This window comes from Mycobacterium sp. SMC-19, assembly GCF_045310815.1.
GTDB lineage: Bacteria > Actinomycetota > Actinomycetes > Mycobacteriales > Mycobacteriaceae > Mycobacterium.
In genome coordinates, this window is sequence record NZ_JBJIAM010000002.1 from 119,117 (window position 1) to 136,371 (window position 17,255).

Here is a 17,255-nt window from a genome sequence, read left to right on the forward strand (position 1 = left end):
CCCCGCACTGGAGACCACCTCATGAGCGTGCCCGCCATCCCCGCCTCGGCAACCCTGATCCGGGTGGCTGCTGGGACGACCGCGGCCGCAGCGGTACGCGCGGCGGGCCTGCCTGACCGGGGAGCCCCGGATGCCATCGTGGTGGTGCGCGACGCGGAGGGTCGACTGCGCGACCTGAGCTGGATTCCCGAGGCCGACGCCGACGTGACCCCGGTGGCCGCAGACACCGACGACGGTCGCAGCGTTATCCGGCACTCGTGCGCCCACGTACTGGCCCAGGCGGTCCAAGACCTGTTCCCGGCCGCCAAGCTCGGCATCGGCCCGCCGATCACCGATGGCTTCTACTACGACTTCGACGTACCCGAGGCGTTCACCCCCGAGGATCTGGCCAAGCTGGAGAAGCGGATGCGCGCCATCATCAAGGACGGGCAACTGTTCTCCCGACGGGTCTACGAGTCCAAGGATGCTGCTCGCGCGGAGTTGGCCGGGGAGCCCTACAAGCTGGAGCTGGTCGACGACAAGTCGGGCGACAGCGACATCATGGAAGTCGGCGGCGACGAGCTCACCGCCTACGACAACCTGAATCCCCGTACCCGGGAACGGGTTTGGGGTGACCTGTGTCGCGGCCCGCACATCCCGACCACCCGATTCATTCCCGCGTTCAAGCTCACCCGCTCCTCGGCCGCCTACTGGCGCGGTGACCAGAAGAACGCCAGCCTGCAACGTGTCTACGGCACCGCATGGGAATCGCAGGAGGCGCTGGACAGTCACCTCGAATTGATCGAGGAGGCGCTGCGCCGCGATCACCGCAAGCTTGGCGTCGAGCTGGACCTGTTCAGCTTCCCCGACGAAATCGGTTCGGGCCTCCCGGTTTTCCACCCCAGGGGCGGCATCATCCGCCGCGAGCTGGAGGAATATTCGCGGCGCAAGCACATCGAGGCCGGCTACCAATTCGTCAACACCCCGCACATCACCAAGTCCGAACTCTACGAGACCTCCGGCCACCTGGAGTGGTACCGCGAGGGCATGTACCCGGCAATGCACATCGACGCGGAGTTCGCCGAGGACGGAACCCTGCGCAAGCCGGGCCAGGACTACTACCTCAAGCCGATGAACTGCCCGATGCACCACCTGATCTTCCGGTCGCGTGGGCGCTCCTACCGGGAACTTCCGTTGCGGCTCTTCGAGTTCGGCAGCGTCTACCGCTACGAGCGTTCCGGCGTGGTGCACGGGCTGACCCGGGTGCGCGGGATGACCCAGGACGACGCGCACATCTACTGCACCCGCGAAAGCATGCGTGACGAGCTGGCCTCGTTGCTGCGCTTCGTGCTCGACCTGCTCGCCGACTACGGGCTGGACGACTACTTCCTGGAGCTGTCCACCAAAGACCCGGAGAAGTACGTCGGTTCCGACGAGGTGTGGGAGGAGGCGACCGACACCCTGCGCGAGGTCGCCGAGGCGTCCGGATTGACCCTGGTGCCCGACCCGGGCGGTGCGGCCTTCTACGGACCGAAGATCTCGGTGCAGGTCAAGGACGCTCTGGGCCGCAGCTGGCAGATGTCGACCATTCAGCTCGACTTCAACATGCCCGACCGCTTCGAGCTGGAGTACACCGCCAGTGACGGAACCCGCCAGCGGCCGGTGCTCATCCACCGGGCGCTGTTCGGTTCGATCGAGCGCTTCTTCGGTGTGTTGACCGAGCACTACGCCGGTGCTTTTCCGGCCTGGCTGGCACCGGTCCAGGTGGTCGGCATCCCGGTTGCCGACCAGCACGTGGCCTACCTGGACGACCTCGCGGCGCAATTGCGCCGCAACGGGGTGCGGGTCGAGGTCGACGCCAGCGACGACCGGATGCCCAAGAAGATCGTCAACCACACCAACCAGAAGGTGCCGTTCATGCTGCTGGCCGGCGACCGCGATGTCGAGGCGGGCGCGGTCAGCTTCCGGTTTGCCGACCGCACCCAGATCAACGGGGTGCCGCGCGACGAGGCGGTGGCGGCCATCGCCGGTTGGATCGCCGCACGCGCCAACACCGTGCCGACCGCGGAGGCGCTCAAAGCGGGCCTCGAGGCGGGCCCCAGAACGGGCGAGGCGCAGTGAGCGACGACGCGGCCGGCCAGGAGGCGATCGTCGACACCGGCGCCGGTGAGCCCGACCGACTGGAGCGACTGTGGACGCCCTACCGGATGACCTACCTGGCCGAGGCCCCGCTGAAGCGTGCGGAATCCGGATCGGCGCGCTCCACCCAACCGTTCACCGACATCCCCACGTTGTCCGATGAGGACGGGCTGGTGGTGGCGCGCGGTGCACACGTCTACGCGGTGCTCAACCTCTACCCCTACAACCCGGGGCATCTGATGGTGGTGCCCTACCGGCGGTTCTCGGAGTTCGAAGATCTCACCGACGACGAGGGCGCCGAGCTGATGGCATTCATTCAGAAGGCGATCCGCGTCATCAAGGCCGTGTCACGCCCGCACGGATTCAACGTCGGGATGAACCTCGGCGAGTCGGCCGGCGGTTCGCTGGCCGAGCATCTGCACGTGCATGTCGTGCCGCGCTGGGGCGGTGACGCGAACTTCATCACGATCGTCGGCGGTTCCAAAGTGATCCCGCAGTTGCTGCGCGACACTCGCCGGCTGCTCGCCGACGAGTGGGCCACGCAGCAATGAGCAGACTGCCGTTCCTGTCGCGGGCGACGTTCGCCGGCATCACCACGCCGGTGGCGCGAGTCCTGTTGCGAGCCGGGCTCACCGCAGACATCGTCACGATGGTGGGCACCGCCGGTGCGGTGCTGGCGGCGCTGACACTGTTCCCGACCGGCCAGCTGTTCGCCGGAACCTTGATCGTCTGGTTCTTCGTGCACTTCGACATGGTCGACGGGGCAATGGCCCGGCAAAGCGGCGGTGGCAGCGCGTTCGGCGCCGTCCTGGACGCCACCTGCGACCGCATCAGCGACGGCGCGGTGTTCTGCGGTCTTGCCTGGTGGGCGGCGTTCGGCCTGGACAACCCCCCGCTGGTGGTGGCCACCCTGATCTGCCTGGTCACCTCGCAGGTGATCTCCTACATCAAGGCGCGTGCGGAGGCCAGCGGGCTGCGTGGTGACGGCGGCTATATCGAACGTCCTGAACGGCTGATCATCGTGCTGGTGGGCGCCGGGTTGTCCGACCTGCCGGTTTTCCCACTGCCGTGGGCGTTGCCGGTGGCGATGTGGCTGTTGGCGGTGGCCAGCCTGATCACCTGCGCCCAGCGGCTGCACACCGTCCGGACCTCGCCGGGCGCGGTGGAGCCGTTGCCGCGGGTGGCGGACGGCTCCGACGGTGAGGAAACCACGGGCCCGTGACCTTCATCCCGAGCGGTCTGCGAGTTCCCGGGCTCAGTCAGCTCGACGCCTGGGCCACCGACGCCGGATTCGCGGCGGGCTGGATGCTGGTGCGCGCGATGCCCGAATTCGTCGCCCGCAACGCGTTCGACGCCGGTGCCCTGTACGCCTCACGCGGCGGGGGACCCGAACAGCTGCGCAAGAACTTGGCCCGCGTCATCGGGGTGAGCCCGTCGCAGGTGCCGGCGGAGCTGATGCGCGCCTCGCTGGCGTCCTATGCCCGGTACTGGCGGGAGGCGTTTCGGCTGCCCACCATGGACCACGCGGCCCTGGCGGCGCAGCTGCACGAATCGGTGCGGGGGCGCGACAACGTCACTGCGGCACTGAAGGCCGGCCGCGGAGCGGTGCTGGCGTTGCCGCACAGCGGGAACTGGGATATGGCCGGGGTGTGGATGGCCCAGACCCACGGCGGATTCACCACCGTCGCCGAGCGCCTCAAACCCGAGTCGCTGTACCGCCGGTTCCTGGCGTTCCGGGAGAGCCTGGGCTTCGAGGTACTGCCGTCCTCCGGTGGTAGCCGCCCGCCCTTCGAAATACTGACCGAGCGGCTGTCCGACAACGGGCTGGTATGTCTGATGGCCGACCGCGACCTGAGCCGCAACGGGGTGACGGTCGACTTCTTCGGTGAGCCCACCCGGCTGCCGGCCGGCCCGGCCAAACTCGCGCTGGCGACCGGCGCGGCACTGTTGCCGGCGTACTGCTGGTTCGACGGCGCGGGATGGGGAGTGGACATCAGTGCCCCGCTGGACTGCAGCAGTGGGGATGTCGGCGTGATAACCCAGGCGCTGGCCGACAAGTTCGCCGAGGGGATTGCGACCTACCCGCAGGACTGGCACATGATTCAGCCGCAATGGATCGCCGACCTTCCCGAATCGCGACGGGCGCGCTTGGGGGAGACCTGATGCGGATCGGCATGGTCTGCCCCTATTCGTTCGATGTACCGGGCGGGGTGCAGGCACATGTGCTGCAGCTGGCGGAGGTGCTGCGCGCCCGCGGACATCACGTCAGCGTCCTGGCGCCCGCCTCGCCGGACGTCGCGCTGCCCGACTACGTGGTATCGGCCGGCAAAGCCGTCGCGATCCCTTACAACGGCTCGGTGGCCCGGCTGCAGTTCAGCCCGGCGGCATATCGCAAGGTCAAACGCTGGCTCATGCAGGGCGACTTTGATGTGCTGCACCTGCACGAGCCGAATGCACCCAGCCTGTCGATGCTGGCGCTGAACGTGGCCGAAGGCCCGATCGTGGCGACGTTTCACACCTCGACGACCAAATCGCTGACGCTGAGCGTGGTGCAGGGCCTGCTCCGGCCCATGCACGAGAAGATCATTGGCCGCATCGCGGTCTCGGATCTGGCCCGGCGCTGGCAGATGGAGGCCCTGGGTTCTGACGCGGTGGAGATCCCCAACGGGGTCGACGTGGCCGCATTCGCCACGGCGCAGCCCCTGCCGGGCTATCCGCGCGCAGGGCGTACGGTGCTGTTTCTCGGTCGCTACGACGAGCCTCGCAAGGGGATGGCGGTGCTACTGGGGGCACTTCCGGCGTTGGTCGAGCAGCACAAAGACGTACAGGTCTTGATCGTCGGCCGCGGCGATGAAGACGAATTGCGCCGTAGCGCAGGGAAATTGGCGAGTCACCTGCGTTTCTTGGGGCAGGTCGACGACGCCGAGAAGGCGTCGGCCCTGCGCAGTGCGGACGTCTACTGCGCGCCGAACACCGGCGGGGAGAGCTTCGGCATCGTGCTGGCCGAGGCGATGGCCGCCGGCACCGCAGTGGTCGCCAGTGAGCTGGACGCATTCCGTCGGGTGCTGAGCGACGGGGAGGCCGGCCGCCTGGTGCCGCTCGATGACCCCGCGGCGCTCGCGGCCGCCTTGATCGAGGTCCTCGACGACGAGGCGCTGCGGGCGTCGTATGTGGCGGCCGGCGCCGAAGCGGTACGCCGCTTCGACTGGCCGGTGGTGGCCGACCAGATCATCCGGGTCTACGAGACGGTTGCCGGGGTGGGCAGCAAGGTCACGGTGGGTGACTGATGGAACTGACCATCGTGGCGACAGTGCTGGTGCTGGTCGGGGTGGCGGTGCTGGCCGCCGCGGTCGCCTGGGCATACCAGACCGCGAACCGGCTCAACCGGCTGCACGTGCGCTGCGACCTGTCCTGGCAGGCGCTGGACGGGGCGCTGGGGCGCCGAGCGGTGGTGGCCCGGGCCGTCGCGATCGACGCCTACGGGGACCAGGTGGCCGGCCGGCGACTGGCTGCCCTGGCCGATGTCGCCGAGCGGGCTCCGCGCCACGAGCGTGAGGCCGCCGAGAACGCGCTGTCGGCCGAGCTAGCGATGGTCGATGCCGAGTCGCTGCCGCACGTGATGGTCGCCGAGTTGGCGGACGCCGAAGCCCGAGTGCTGTTGGCACGCCGGTTCCACAATGACGCGGTCCGTGACACGGTGGCACTGCGTGAACGTCCGTTGGTCCGAGTCCTGCATCTCGGTGGCACCGCTCCGATGCCGACGTACTTTGAGATCGTCGAGCGAGCAGGTATGGCCGCCCACGGTGGTCGCGGCGTGCTGGATCCGCGCGTTTCGGCGCGAGTGGTGCTGCTCGACGAAGCTGGATCGGTACTGCTGCTGTGCGGCCACGATCCGGCTCTGCCCGATGATGCGGCCAACCCGGCGCCGCGCTGGTGGTTCACCGTCGGAGGGCAGGTGCTGCCCGACGAGCCGCTCGCCGAAGCGGCGGCGCGCGAACTGGCCGAGGAGACCGGTTTGCAGGTCGCCCCGGGCGAGCTGGTCGGCCCGATCTGGCGCCGCGACGCCGTGTTCCATTTCAACGGTGAGCGTCTCAACAGCCAGGAGTTCTTCTTCGCCTACCGCACTGCGCGCTTCGAGCCGTCGGGGGCCGGCCGGACTGGGCTGGAGCGTCGTTATCTGCACGGCCATCGTTGGTGTGACACCGCAGAGATCACGGCGCTGGCTGCCGGCGGTGAAAAGGTCTACCCACTGCAATTGGGTGATCGTCTCGCCGAGGCCGCCCGGTCGGCCGACGGTGGCACCGGAGAAGATGGGATTCTTCGCCGGATTTCCTGACCTGCGCGGCTTAGGCTGAACACGCCTCGGGCGAATCATCCTCGCTACCCAGGGAGCCGCCATGCCAACACATCGCGCCGTGCACGTTGCGGAGGTGGATGCACCGCTGACTCTTGTCGATGTCGACACCACCTCGCCGGGCCCCGGTCAGGTCCGTATCGCCGTGGCCGCCTGCGGTGTCTGCGGCACCGACCACGCCTTCGTCAACGGTGGCTTCCCTGGAATGACCTGGCCGGTGACGCTGGGACACGAGATCGCCGGCACGATCGCCGAACTGGGGCCGGGGGTGACCGACTGGCAGCTGGGTGAGCGGGTTGCGGTCGGCTGGTTCGGAGGGCACTGCAACCACTGCATTCCTTGCCGCAAAGGCGATTTCATCCACTGTGCCAATGGTCAGGTGCCCAGCTGGCACTACCCGGGCGGCTACGCCGAATCGGTGACCGTTCCGGCCAACGCGCTGGCCCGGATCCCCGACGAGTTGACCTTCGTCGAAGCCGCACCCATGGGCTGCGCCGGGGTCACCACCTACCACGCGCTGCGATCTACCCAGGCCCGACCGGGGGACCGGGTCGCGGTGCTCGGCCTGGGTGGGTTGGGGCACCTGGGCGTGCAGTTCGCTCGGGCGATGGGCTTCGAGACGATCTCGATCGCGCGCGGAGCCGCCAAGGAAGCTGACGCCCGAGCGCTCGGCGCGCATCACTACATCGACTCGACCGCCGGGGACGTCGCTGCGGCGATGACGGCGTTCGGCGGGGTGTCCGTGGTGCTGGCCACTGCGGCCAATTCGCGAGCAATGGCCGACACCCTTGGCGGGCTGGCCCCGCGGGGAGAGCTCGTGATCATCGGGGTCACCACCGAGCCGCTGCCGATCGCGCCCGTGCAGCTGATCACCCCCGGGCTCAGCCTCACCGGCCACCCGTCGGGCACCGCCCGCGACATCGAGGAGACCATGCGCTTCGCGGTGTTGTCCGGGGTTCGGGCCCGCATCGAAGAACGTCCGCTGGCCCAGGCCGCCGAGGCTTACGCCGCGATGGCGGAGGGGCGGGCGCGCTACCGCATGGTCCTGACCGTCTGACCATCTGACCGACGTGCGGATTCAGGCGGCCGGAAGAGTCGCGTCGTAGTCCCAGCGGGTCGGCGGTTTCATGCCTGGCGGCATCCAGCCGATGAACAGGTGGCCGCCCGGGTGGGCGCTGCGCGTGGGCGTGACACCCAACGCCTCCCGCACCTCCGTGATGGGCTTATCCAGCAGCTCTTCGTAGGGGGCTGCCATCAAGTTGTCGGCGCGCTGGCCGCGGCGGACCGCTTCACGGAAGTAACGGATCTTGCGCCTCGGCGAGGCCGGGATGACCGGTCCGAGCAGCCCGAGGGTCAGCGTCTTGAGGGCACCGGATGGTTCCATCTGGCCGCAGTGGAAGCCCAGGTTGCCGAACTCTCCGCCCATGTCCGGGCCATAGCCGCCCAGGGTGTGGAACATGTCGTGCAGGGCGGTGCCGCGCCGCATCATGTAGAAGAAATCGTCGTCCCAGCCGCGGCGCTCGGCGATCGGCCGGATCACCGTGTCCACGTCGAAGACGCCTGCATCCAATCGATTGGTGCGCAGAAACGATCGGTAGGCATGGCCGAGCGAGCCGTGCGGCAGCGAGGCCAGATAGTCGTCGTCACCCAGCAGCGCCAACAGATCCGGCTTCTCGGCGAACAGGCGCCGGCCGTTGGGATGCGCCCGCAACTGGTGATAGCTGCGGGCCAGGATCGGAGCCGCCAGGCCGACGATCAGTTCGAACGCCGAGCCGCCGTTGCGGCCTGGATTGGCCAACAGACGCCACGAGCCGAACACGGCCTGCCAGTCTCGTTGCTCGGGAACACCGGCAATCGTTGCAGCCATGCGACGAACCCTCCCTCGGAAAGCGCGGGGAATGCAGTGAGGCTAATAATAGACAGATGAGTTGGAATGTCCATATATTCCGGGCGGGTCGGGCATGACGGTGCGCGGGCGGGGTCGACCGCCCGGTGGGGGCAATCCGCCCGAACACGCGCGAGAGCTGCTCCTGGACGCCGCCGAGCGGTCCTTCGCCGACCGTGGCTACCGGGCCTCCACGATGCAGGTCATCGCGCGGGAAGCCGGCTACACCCGCGCGGTGATCTACCGCCACTTCGCCACTCGTGACGAACTGTTGGACGCGTTGGTGGTCCGGGTGGCCGGACGCAAGATCGCCGAGATCACCACCCGCCTGCACGCAGTGGCCGGGCCCGGGGACCTGGTGACCGAGTCGCTGGTGATCGTGGCCACCGAAATCGGCCAGGACCCGCTGCTTCGGGTGATCTCCGAGCACACTGACGAGGGCAACGTCGCGGCGCTGATCGCCCGGTCGGCGACGCTGGGTGAGCTGCTGGCCGGGCTCTATGAAGCGGGATTCCGGCAGGCCGGCCCACAACTGCGGGCCGGCCTGTATTCGGGTGATGCGGCCCGGTTCGTGCTGTCGACCGCACTGGGATTACTGCTGGGCCTGATCCCCGGTGTCCATGACGCCGACCAGGTCCGCCGCTATGTCCGGGTGTTCGTGTTGCCTGCGCTGCTCGCCGATCCACCTCGGGCGGAGCCCGTGTTCACGGCGCAGCGGCAATGAGCGGGAAAACCGCTGGCGTCGGCCCACTACACTGAGCGGGTATTACAGGCCAGCAAGGAGAAGCATTCAGTGGACAGCGCGGCGCAGAACGGTTCGGCACCCGACGGACAAACGGGTACTGCGCGAGTAAAGCGCGGCATGGCCGAGATGCTCAAGGGCGGCGTCATCATGGACGTCGTCACCCCGGACCAGGCCCGCATCGCTGAGGCCGCCGGCGCCGTCGCGGTGATGGCACTGGAGCGGGTGCCCGCCGACATCCGTGCCCAGGGCGGGGTTTCGCGGATGAGCGACCCGGACATGATCGAGGGCATCATCGCCGCGGTCACCATCCCGGTGATGGCCAAGGTACGCATCGGACACTTTGTCGAGGCGCAGATTCTGCAGAGCCTCGGGGTGGACTACATCGACGAGTCCGAGGTGCTCACCCCCGCCGACTACACCCACCACATCGACAAGTGGCAGTACACCGTGCCGTTCGTGTGCGGGGCGACCAACCTGGGCGAGGCGCTGCGCCGGATCACCGAGGGCGCGGCCATGATTCGCTCCAAGGGTGAGGCCGGCACCGGTGACGTCTCCAACGCCACCACCCACATGCGGTCCATCGGTGGCGAGATTCGCCGGCTCACGTCACTGTCGCAAGACGAATTGTTCGTTGCCGCAAAGGAACTGCAGGCACCATACGAACTGGTCGCGGAGGTCGCCAGGGCCGGCAAGCTGCCGGTGACGCTGTTCACCGCGGGCGGCATCGCCACCCCGGCGGATGCGGCCATGATGATGCAGCTGGGCGCCGAGGGTGTGTTCGTCGGTTCCGGCATCTTCAAGTCCGGTGACCCCGCCGCGCGTGCCGCGGCGATCGTCAAGGCCACCACCTTCTACGACGACCCAGACGTGTTGGCGCGGGTATCGCGCGGGCTGGGCGAGGCGATGGTCGGCATCAATGTGGAGGACATCGCGCAACCGCACCGGCTTGCCGAACGCGGCTGGTAGAGGTGGCGATGAGGGCTTGCGCGAAGAGCAGACGGTCATAGCGTGGCGATCGAAGAGATCCTTGATCTCGAACAGCTCGAGGTCAACATCTACCGGGGGAGTGTGTTCAGCCCGCTGTCCGCGGACAACCAGCGCACCTTCGGCGGGCACGTGGCCGGTCAGGCCCTGGTGTCGGCGGTGCGCACCGTGGATCCGCGCTACCGGGTCCACTCGCTGCACGGATATTTCCTCCGTCCCGGAGATGCCAAGGCGCCCACGGTGTTCACCGTGGAGCGGGTCCGCGACGGCGGTTCGTTCTGTACGCGGCGCGTCAACGCCATCCAGCACGGCGAAACCATCTTCAACATGTCGGCCTCGTTCCAGACCGAACAACAGGGCATTGAGCATCAAGATGTGATGTCTGAGGCACCCGATCCCAAGGACCTGCCCGACATCGCCGCGATGAAGGCCTTCGACGACGAGGGCTTCAAGGCGTTCGCCGAGTGGGATCTGCGCCGGGTGCCGCGTGAGCAGCTGCCGCACATCCCGGGCAAGGTCGCCGAGCAACAGGTCTGGTTCCGCCATCGCGACCGGCTGCCCGACGATCCGGTGCTGCACATCTGTGCGCTGGCCTACATGAGCGACCTGACCCTGCTGGGCACCTCATGGGCGATCCACCCCGGCGAGCGTGACCACCTGCAGGTGGCGTCGCTCGATCACGCGATGTGGTTCATGCGCCCATTCCGGGCCGACGAATGGCTGCTCTATGACCAGTCGTCGCCGTCGGCGGGCGCCGGCCGGTCGTTGACCCAGGGCAAGATCTACAACCGGTCCGGGGACATGGTGGCTGCCGTCATGCAGGAAGGGCTGACCCGATACCCGTCCGGATACCACCCGACGGACCAGTGAGCGGCCCGCGCATCGGCGTGCTCGCATTGCAGGGCGACGTCCGTGAACACCTTGCCGCGCTGAGCGCTGTCGGCGCCGATCCGGTACCGGTACGCCGCCGCCGCGAACTGGACGAGGTCGACGCGCTGCTGATTCCCGGTGGCGAGTCGACCACGATCAGCCATCTGCTGCGCGAGCTCGAGTTGGTGGACCCGCTGCGGGCCCGGTTGGCAGACGGGATGCCGGCGTACGGTTCCTGCGCGGGAATGATTCTGCTGGCCAGTGAGATCCTCGATGCCGGTGCGCAGGGGCGTGCCGCGATTCCGTTGTCAGGTATCGATATGGCCGTGCGGCGCAACGCTTTCGGTCGTCAGGTCGATTCTTTCGAGGGTGACGTCGAATTCGACGGATTGGACGAACCGGTGCACGCGGTGTTCATCCGAGCACCCTGGGTGGAGCGGATCGGCCCCGGCGTTGCGGTGCTGGCCGAGGCCGCCGGCCATCCGGTTGCGGTGCGGCAAGGTCGCGTGCTGGCCACCTCATTTCACCCGGAGGTCACCGGCGACCGGCGTATTCACCGGCTCTTCGTCGACATTGCCTCGGGCCAGGCCTGACCGTCGCGCCCGCGGCCGGCCGCCCGTTGGGTGACCGGGAATACGGTCGCCGAGAGCGGCCAGGCATGATGTCCGCATGGCAGATCTCGCGCGGGGCGGATTTCGCCGCGCTGTAAAACTGGCGAGCCTCCCGGCCGGAGTCGCAGGCCGTGCAGCGCTCGGTGTGGGCAAGCGGATGACCGGCAAGACCAAAGACGAGGTCAACGCCGAGCTTCTGGAGAAGGCCGCCGACGAGATGTTCAAGGTGCTCGGCGAGCTCAAGGGCGGCGCGATGAAGGTCGGCCAGGCGCTGTCGGTGATGGAGGCCGCGATTCCTCCGCAGTTCGCCGAGCCGTTCCGCGAGGCGTTGGTCAAGCTCCAAAGCGAGGCCCCGCCGCTGCCGGCCGCCAAGGTGCACCGGGTGCTCGACGCCCAGCTCGGCACCAAATGGCGAGAGCGTTTCGCGTCCTTCGACGACACCCCTGCCGCCTCGGCGAGCATCGGGCAGGTACACCGGGCGGTCTGGAAGGACGGCCGCGACGTCGCGGTGAAGATCCAGTACCCCGGTGCCGACGAGGCGCTGCGCGCCGACCTGAAGCTGATTCAGCGGTTCAACTGGGTCGCCAAGCAGGTCGTTCCGGGCGCTGACGTGGACCGGCTGGTCTCGGAGATCAACGACACCCTGGAAGCGGAGCTTGAATACCGCCAGGAGGCCGACAATCAGCGGGCCTTCGCCAAGGCTTATGCCGATGACCCGAAGTTCTTCGTGCCGGCGGTGATCGCCAGCGCTCCGAAAGTCATCGTGTCGGAGTGGATCGAGGGCCGGCGCCTGTCGGCGATCATCAACAGTGGCACCAGACAGGAGCGAGACTCCGCGTGCGCGCTGCTGCTGGAGTTCACCTTGAGCTCACCGGCGCGGGTGGGGCTGGTGCATGCCGACCCGCACCCGGGCAACTTCATGATGCTGCCCGACGGCCGGCTGGGGGTCATCGACTTCGGCGCGGTAGCCGAACATCCCGAAGGCATCCCGCCGGGGTTCGCCGAACTGTTGTGCTGGGCGCGTGACGAGCAGTGGGACGAGGCGATCCGGCTGCTCAAGCAGCTCGGGTTCATGCCGGCCGACTATGACCTGAGTGCCGATCAGCTGGTGGAGTACATCCAGCCGCTGTGGCCCTACATCGACCCGCTGCGCTCGGGAGAGTTCCACTTCACCCGCAAGTGGTTCCAGAAATCTGCGCTGGTCACCACCGATCCGATGGCGGAAGGCTTTGCCGACCGATTCAAGATGGCTCGCCGGCTGACTATTCCGGCTGGTTACGTCATGTTGCTGCGCACACTGGGCGGCCTGCTCGGAGTCGCGGTACAGCTGGACGCGCACGTCGACTACGCCGCACTGATCGAGCGGTGGGCACCCGGGTTCTTCCCGCCCGAGCAGCCCCCGGCGCGCGACCAGGACTGACACGTAGAATCGTCGGGCAAAGTTTTGATGCAACAGTGAGGTGGGGCAACCGATGAGCGGCCATTCCAAGTGGGCTACCACGAAGCACAAGAAGGCCGTCATTGACGCTCGTCGTGGGAAGAATTTTGCGCGGTTGATCAAGAATATCGAGGTTGCGGCGCGGGTTGGTGGTGGGGATCCGTCGGGCAATCCGACGTTGTATGACGCTATTCAGAAGGCGAAGAAGAGTTCGGTTCCTAACGACAATATTGAGCGGGCGCGTAAGCGTGGTGCGGGTGAGGAAGCCGGTGGGGCGGATTATCAGACCATCACCTATGAGGGTTACGGGCCCAATGGGGTGGCGGTGTTGATTGAGTGTCTGACCGATAACCGTAATCGGGCTGCCAGTGAGGTGCGGGTGGCGATGACGCGTAACGGCGGCCAGATGGCTGATCCGGGCTCGGTGGCTTACCTGTTCAGTCGCAAGGGCACAGTCACCCTGGACAAGAATGCGTTGACCGAGGACGACGTGTTGGCGGCGGTGTTGGATGCCGGTGCTGAGGATGTCAACGATCTGGGGGAGAGCTTCGAGGTCATCTCCGAGCCGGGGGACCTGGTGGCGGTGCGCAGTGCGCTGGTGGAGGCCGGGATCGACTACGACTCGGCCGAGGCCAGCTTTCAGCCGTCGGTCAGTGTCCCGGTCGACGTCGAGGGTGCTCGCAAGGTGTTCAAGCTCGTCGAGGCTCTTGAGGACAGTGACGACGTGCAGAACGTGTGGACCAACGTGGACCTGTCCGACGAAGTCCTCGCCGCCCTCGAAGCCGAATAAGCGATCTCGGCGGACGCCCGTTTTAGCTCACCGGGAATGCAATCCGGTACACGTCTGTGGGGCTGGCCTTCAGCATCCGCGCGATCTCACCGCTAAGACTTTGCCGTAGATCGACCGACGATAGCTCTTCGATCCCCGTCGCTGAACGCAGGAACGGCTCGAACAACTGCCAACCCAATTGCAGCGCAATCACATTGGCGGCAGCAAGACGGCCGGTGAGCTCGTCGTCGTAGCTCTGTTGCACATGCTTCACCAGATTTGCTGCGATGGGGAATCGCTCCTGGAGCTGCCCGACCGGAAAACCGTCGAGGATGGCGCGGGCCAGCACCCGCCACTGCAGCTCGGTCTTGGCCGCGATCACCTCCGCCGACGCGCCTGCCTGCACCGCTGTGGAAACCTCGTCCGCCAGATGGTTCAGAACCGCCTTGACCAGCTGATCTTTGGTCCCCAGGTACCGGAACACCAGTCCGTGGTTCACCCCAGACCGAGCGCCGATGTCGCGAATCGAAGTGGCCGCCGGCCCACGCTCGGCGAAGAGGTCGGCCGCATGGATCAGCACCGCGGCAGTGGCTTCTTCGCGGGCCGCCGAAGCGTTCTCGTCGATCTGGGCGCCTGTTGCATCGTTGTCAGCCACATAGCTACGCTAGCCGCACTACCTCGGTGTAGTCGCTTGACTAGCGGGCGCGCGTCGCGGCGGGCTCGACATGTTGATCCACCAATTCACGGAGGTCCTGATGGCCGCTCCCATGCAGGCCGCCGGCCGAGTGGTGCCGGGCTGCCAGGAATCGCGGGATCGTCAGCTGAACCGCCAGGGGCGATGTCGCTCCTGCTTCCCGTGACACCACGGGGCTGATTGCACGTTCGGTGACCGCACAGCGGGCACCCGCCAACATTGCCACGGTCGGAACCCCACCTCCTGGCCGTGCATCTCTACTTCCTACCGTCTGTCGCGGCTGCTACGTTCGCCGCCGATTGTCGCGGTCTGCCGGCCGGCTCGACTGACGGCGAGGATGGTCGAATTCTCCTATTCGCTGCTGCGTTCGCGACCCTGCGCAGTTCCTCGGCTCGAATCATCCTGTCGTCGAGGACATCACGCTTTCAAGCGACGCGCGCGTGCGAATCCTCATGCTCTGACCAGACCCTGCATCGATAGTAAGACGCTGTGTGGCAGCGCAATTCAACTCGAATCTGCACTTGGATGTCTCGCCCAACGGCTCGATAGTGGCCACTTTTCGTCGGCGCCGGAGCTCAGCGGTGCCCGCCTGTCTCGCCCGATGTTTAAGTGCCGGTGCACCTTTCGGAACCTGCTGATTCAAACCCAACGCGAGATCCTTGCTGGCATTAACATAACCTCGTGAGACACCGAAAATCGGTATTGCACAACATAATTCGTAGGCTCTCGGCGGAGACGTGAAGCTCTCCTCCAACGGCCGTCGCACAGTGCTTCTCAGATCGGTGGTCGACACGTGTTCGGCCCTGGTGGTCCTATGAGTACCCACAAGCAGTTGCGAGGTTTTCCCCCAGTTCGGAAGGAGATTGGTCATGCCGCTACATGTCGTCCCCGAAGGACTGGCCGCTGCCTGCGCACGCGTGGAAGCGCTGACAGCCAGGCTGGCGCAAGCACATGCCAGCGCGGCGCCGGTGATCACGGCGGTGGTTCCTCCTGCTGCGGACCCGGTATCCCTGCAGAGCGCGACCACGCTCAGCCTCTTCGGTGGCCGGCATGAAGTGGTGGCGGCCCAGGGCACAGCCGAACTCGGCCGATCGGGGATCGGCGTCGGCGAGGCCGGCATCAACTACGTCGCGAGTGACGCCGCCGCGGCGTCGGCGTACCCGCACTGGCGGCTGGCATGAGCGCGCCGGCCTGGATGGCGTTGCCACCGGAGGTTCACTCAGCACTGTTGAGCAGTGGGCCGGGATCTGGCCCGGTGTTGGCAGCTGCCGGGACATGGAGCTCCTTGAGCGCCGAGTACGCCTCGGCGGCCGAAGAACTCAGCGAGGTGCTGGGGGCCGTGGAGAGCGGGGCGTGGCAGGGCACCAGCGCCGAATCGTACGCAGCAGCCAATGCCCCCTACTTGGCCTGGCTGACGCAGGCCAGCGCCAACAGTGCTGCGGTCGCCGCCCAGCACCAGACCGTGGCCGCCGCCTACACCGCTGCGTTGGCGGCAATGCCGACACTGGCGGAACTGGCCACGAACCACACGGTTCACGGGGTATTGCTGGCGACGAACTTCTTCGGAATCAACACCGTCCCCATCGCATTCAACGAAGCGGACTACACGCGGATGTGGGTTCAGGCTGCCACGACGATGAGCACCTACCAGGCGGTCGCGGGCTCTGCTGCGGCGTCAACGCCGGAGACCCCTCCGGCTCCGGCGATCCTCAAGTCGGCGGGGCCGGCAGAGACCTCGGATCCGGCGGACCCGTGGGGCCCTGCCCATACCTGGACTGATCCCTTCCTGGAGGGCTTAGCGCAGGTGCTGCGGTCTGTGGGGGTCAACTGGGAGCCCGGATCCGGCACCATCAACGGGCTGCCCTACTCAACATTCACCAATCCACTGACCGGGCTGTACTGGGTCAAGAACACCGTGACTCTCATTCAAGAGGTCGACTACGTCATTGCGAATGTCGGGGCTCACCCGGAAGTCGCCCTGCTGCTGCTCAACCCGGCGACCCTCTCGACGTTCTTGATCGCGCACCCGCTGGTCGCCATCGAACTGGGCGCCGCAATAGCCTCGACCCTTACCGCGCCCTTGGCGAGTCTGAGCGCGTTCGCGGCGCTGGCAGCCCTGCCATGGCCGTCCGACGTGCCCATGCTGGTCGACTCGGTTCCCGAAGCCACCTTGGCGCCTGACTCGGCTACGGCGGTCTCCAACCCGCACCTGGTGAGCGTTGCCGGGTCGGTGCCCGTTTCGGGATCCCCTGCGGCCGGGCTTCCGGCGAGCGCCTCTGCCGGTGCAGGGGCGCCGGCACCGGCGCCCGCGGCAGTTGGGGGAGCGGGAATCGCGTTCCCCTACATGATCGGATTCGGTGGCGGTCCTGGGATTGGCTTCGATTCGAGCAACAAGACCGGAAGCGGCACCGGCGCACGAGCGCAGAGCCCGGCATCGGACTCGGCGGCAGAAGAATCCGCCGCGCGTCGGCAGGCACGCAAGCGCCGCCGCCGGAGGACGCAGCTGCACGATCACGGCGACCAGTTCGCCGACATGAATGTCGACCCCGAATGGGCGTCGCCGGACGATGGCCCGAGTGCTTCACAGGGCAACGCGGGACAGCTCGGTTTCGGGGGCGGCGTTGTCAAACGCGATGTGCAAGAGGCGGGTTTAACCACCCTCACCGGTGATTCGTTCAGTGGTTTTCCGATCGAACCGTTGATGCCGAGTACCTGGACCGGTCAGTCGACCGAAGGAGTGGGTGACAACGCAGAGAGCTGATCCTCGGTGAACACAAGGCAATCGAT

17 protein-coding genes are annotated in these 17,255 nt (G+C 67.1%); 15 read left to right on the top strand and 2 right to left on the bottom strand.

Annotated features, from left to right (window positions below; all coding sequences use genetic code 11):
* Positions 1-21: 21 nt before the first annotated feature.
* The 7 genes from thrS (at position 22) to ACJH5R_RS04745 (ending at position 7,529) form a co-directional block, all read left to right on the top strand.
* On the top strand, positions 22-2,100 hold the full coding sequence (gene thrS, locus ACJH5R_RS04715; RefSeq protein ID WP_406759053.1) for a threonine--tRNA ligase: 2,079 nt from the start codon (positions 22-24) through the stop codon (positions 2,098-2,100).
* Positions 2,097-2,669, top strand: coding sequence for an HIT family protein (locus ACJH5R_RS04720; protein ID WP_406759052.1), 573 nt, complete (start codon positions 2,097-2,099; stop codon positions 2,667-2,669). The genes thrS and ACJH5R_RS04720 overlap by 4 nt, the downstream gene beginning before the upstream one ends.
* Complete coding sequence (gene pgsA, locus ACJH5R_RS04725; protein WP_406759051.1) at positions 2,666-3,340, top strand: phosphatidylinositol phosphate synthase; 675 nt, start codon at positions 2,666-2,668, stop codon at positions 3,338-3,340. Before ACJH5R_RS04720 ends, pgsA begins: the two co-directional genes overlap by 4 nt.
* A gap of 17 nt (positions 3,341-3,357) precedes the next feature.
* The gene (locus ACJH5R_RS04730; RefSeq protein ID WP_406781604.1) at positions 3,358-4,281 is read left to right on the top strand and encodes a phosphatidylinositol mannoside acyltransferase; all 924 of its coding nucleotides are present in this window, start codon (positions 3,358-3,360) and stop codon (positions 4,279-4,281) included.
* Positions 4,281-5,405 carry a glycosyltransferase family 4 protein gene (locus tag ACJH5R_RS04735; protein ID WP_406781396.1) on the top strand — a complete coding sequence of 375 codons (1,125 nt, stop codon included), beginning with the start codon at positions 4,281-4,283 and terminating at the stop codon, positions 5,403-5,405. The genes ACJH5R_RS04730 and ACJH5R_RS04735 overlap by 1 nt, the downstream gene beginning before the upstream one ends.
* Entirely contained in the window at positions 5,405-6,454 is a 1,050-nt protein-coding gene (locus tag ACJH5R_RS04740) for an NUDIX domain-containing protein (protein WP_406759049.1), read from the top strand. Before ACJH5R_RS04735 ends, ACJH5R_RS04740 begins: the two co-directional genes overlap by 1 nt.
* A 61-nt stretch (positions 6,455-6,515) precedes the next feature.
* Positions 6,516-7,529 carry an alcohol dehydrogenase catalytic domain-containing protein gene (locus tag ACJH5R_RS04745; protein ID WP_406781397.1) on the top strand — a complete coding sequence of 338 codons (1,014 nt, stop codon included), beginning with the start codon at positions 6,516-6,518 and terminating at the stop codon, positions 7,527-7,529.
* Between the two features lie 21 nt (positions 7,530-7,550).
* On the opposite strand, the gene ACJH5R_RS04750 is transcribed toward ACJH5R_RS04745, so the two are convergent.
* Positions 7,551-8,339, bottom strand: coding sequence for a Coq4 family protein (locus tag ACJH5R_RS04750; RefSeq protein WP_406781398.1), 789 nt, complete (start codon positions 8,337-8,339; stop codon positions 7,551-7,553).
* Between the two features lie 94 nt (positions 8,340-8,433).
* Here ACJH5R_RS04750 and ACJH5R_RS04755 point away from each other — a divergent pair, with 94 nt between their 5' ends.
* The 6 genes from ACJH5R_RS04755 (at position 8,434) to ACJH5R_RS04780 (ending at position 13,795) form a co-directional block, all read left to right on the top strand.
* Positions 8,434-9,081 (top strand): helix-turn-helix domain-containing protein, encoded by a 648-nt coding sequence (locus ACJH5R_RS04755; RefSeq protein ID WP_406781399.1) that lies wholly within the window; start codon positions 8,434-8,436, stop codon positions 9,079-9,081.
* A gap of 69 nt (positions 9,082-9,150) precedes the next feature.
* Positions 9,151-10,068, top strand: a complete 918-nt coding sequence (gene pdxS / locus ACJH5R_RS04760) for a pyridoxal 5'-phosphate synthase lyase subunit PdxS (RefSeq protein ID WP_406759045.1) — start codon at positions 9,151-9,153, stop codon at positions 10,066-10,068.
* 42 nt (positions 10,069-10,110) lie between these two features.
* Positions 10,111-10,956, top strand: coding sequence for an acyl-CoA thioesterase II (gene tesB / locus ACJH5R_RS04765; RefSeq protein WP_406781400.1), 846 nt, complete (start codon positions 10,111-10,113; stop codon positions 10,954-10,956).
* A complete protein-coding gene (gene pdxT, locus ACJH5R_RS04770; RefSeq protein ID WP_406781401.1) occupies positions 10,953-11,549 on the top strand; it encodes a pyridoxal 5'-phosphate synthase glutaminase subunit PdxT in 597 nt (198 codons plus the stop codon). Before tesB ends, pdxT begins: the two co-directional genes overlap by 4 nt.
* A gap of 76 nt (positions 11,550-11,625) precedes the next feature.
* Positions 11,626-12,987 carry an ABC1 kinase family protein gene (locus ACJH5R_RS04775; RefSeq protein WP_406781402.1) on the top strand — a complete coding sequence of 454 codons (1,362 nt, stop codon included), beginning with the start codon at positions 11,626-11,628 and terminating at the stop codon, positions 12,985-12,987.
* Positions 12,988-13,039: 52 nt separating this feature from the next.
* Entirely contained in the window at positions 13,040-13,795 is a 756-nt protein-coding gene (locus ACJH5R_RS04780) for a YebC/PmpR family DNA-binding transcriptional regulator (protein WP_406781403.1), read from the top strand.
* Between the two features lie 22 nt (positions 13,796-13,817).
* Here the strand turns inward: ACJH5R_RS04780 and ACJH5R_RS04785 are convergent, their stop codons facing one another.
* On the bottom strand, positions 13,818-14,429 hold the full coding sequence (locus ACJH5R_RS04785) for a TetR/AcrR family transcriptional regulator (RefSeq protein ID WP_406781404.1): 612 nt from the start codon (positions 14,427-14,429) through the stop codon (positions 13,818-13,820).
* Between the two features lie 908 nt (positions 14,430-15,337).
* Between ACJH5R_RS04785 and ACJH5R_RS04790 the strand changes: the two genes are divergently transcribed.
* Together ACJH5R_RS04790 and ACJH5R_RS04795 are read left to right on the top strand one after the other, a co-directional pair.
* Complete coding sequence (locus tag ACJH5R_RS04790) at positions 15,338-15,649, top strand: PE family protein (protein WP_406759039.1); 312 nt, start codon at positions 15,338-15,340, stop codon at positions 15,647-15,649.
* On the top strand, positions 15,646-17,229 hold the full coding sequence (locus tag ACJH5R_RS04795) for a PPE domain-containing protein (RefSeq protein ID WP_406759038.1): 1,584 nt from the start codon (positions 15,646-15,648) through the stop codon (positions 17,227-17,229). The genes ACJH5R_RS04790 and ACJH5R_RS04795 overlap by 4 nt, the downstream gene beginning before the upstream one ends.
* Positions 17,230-17,255: the final 26 nt, after the last annotated feature.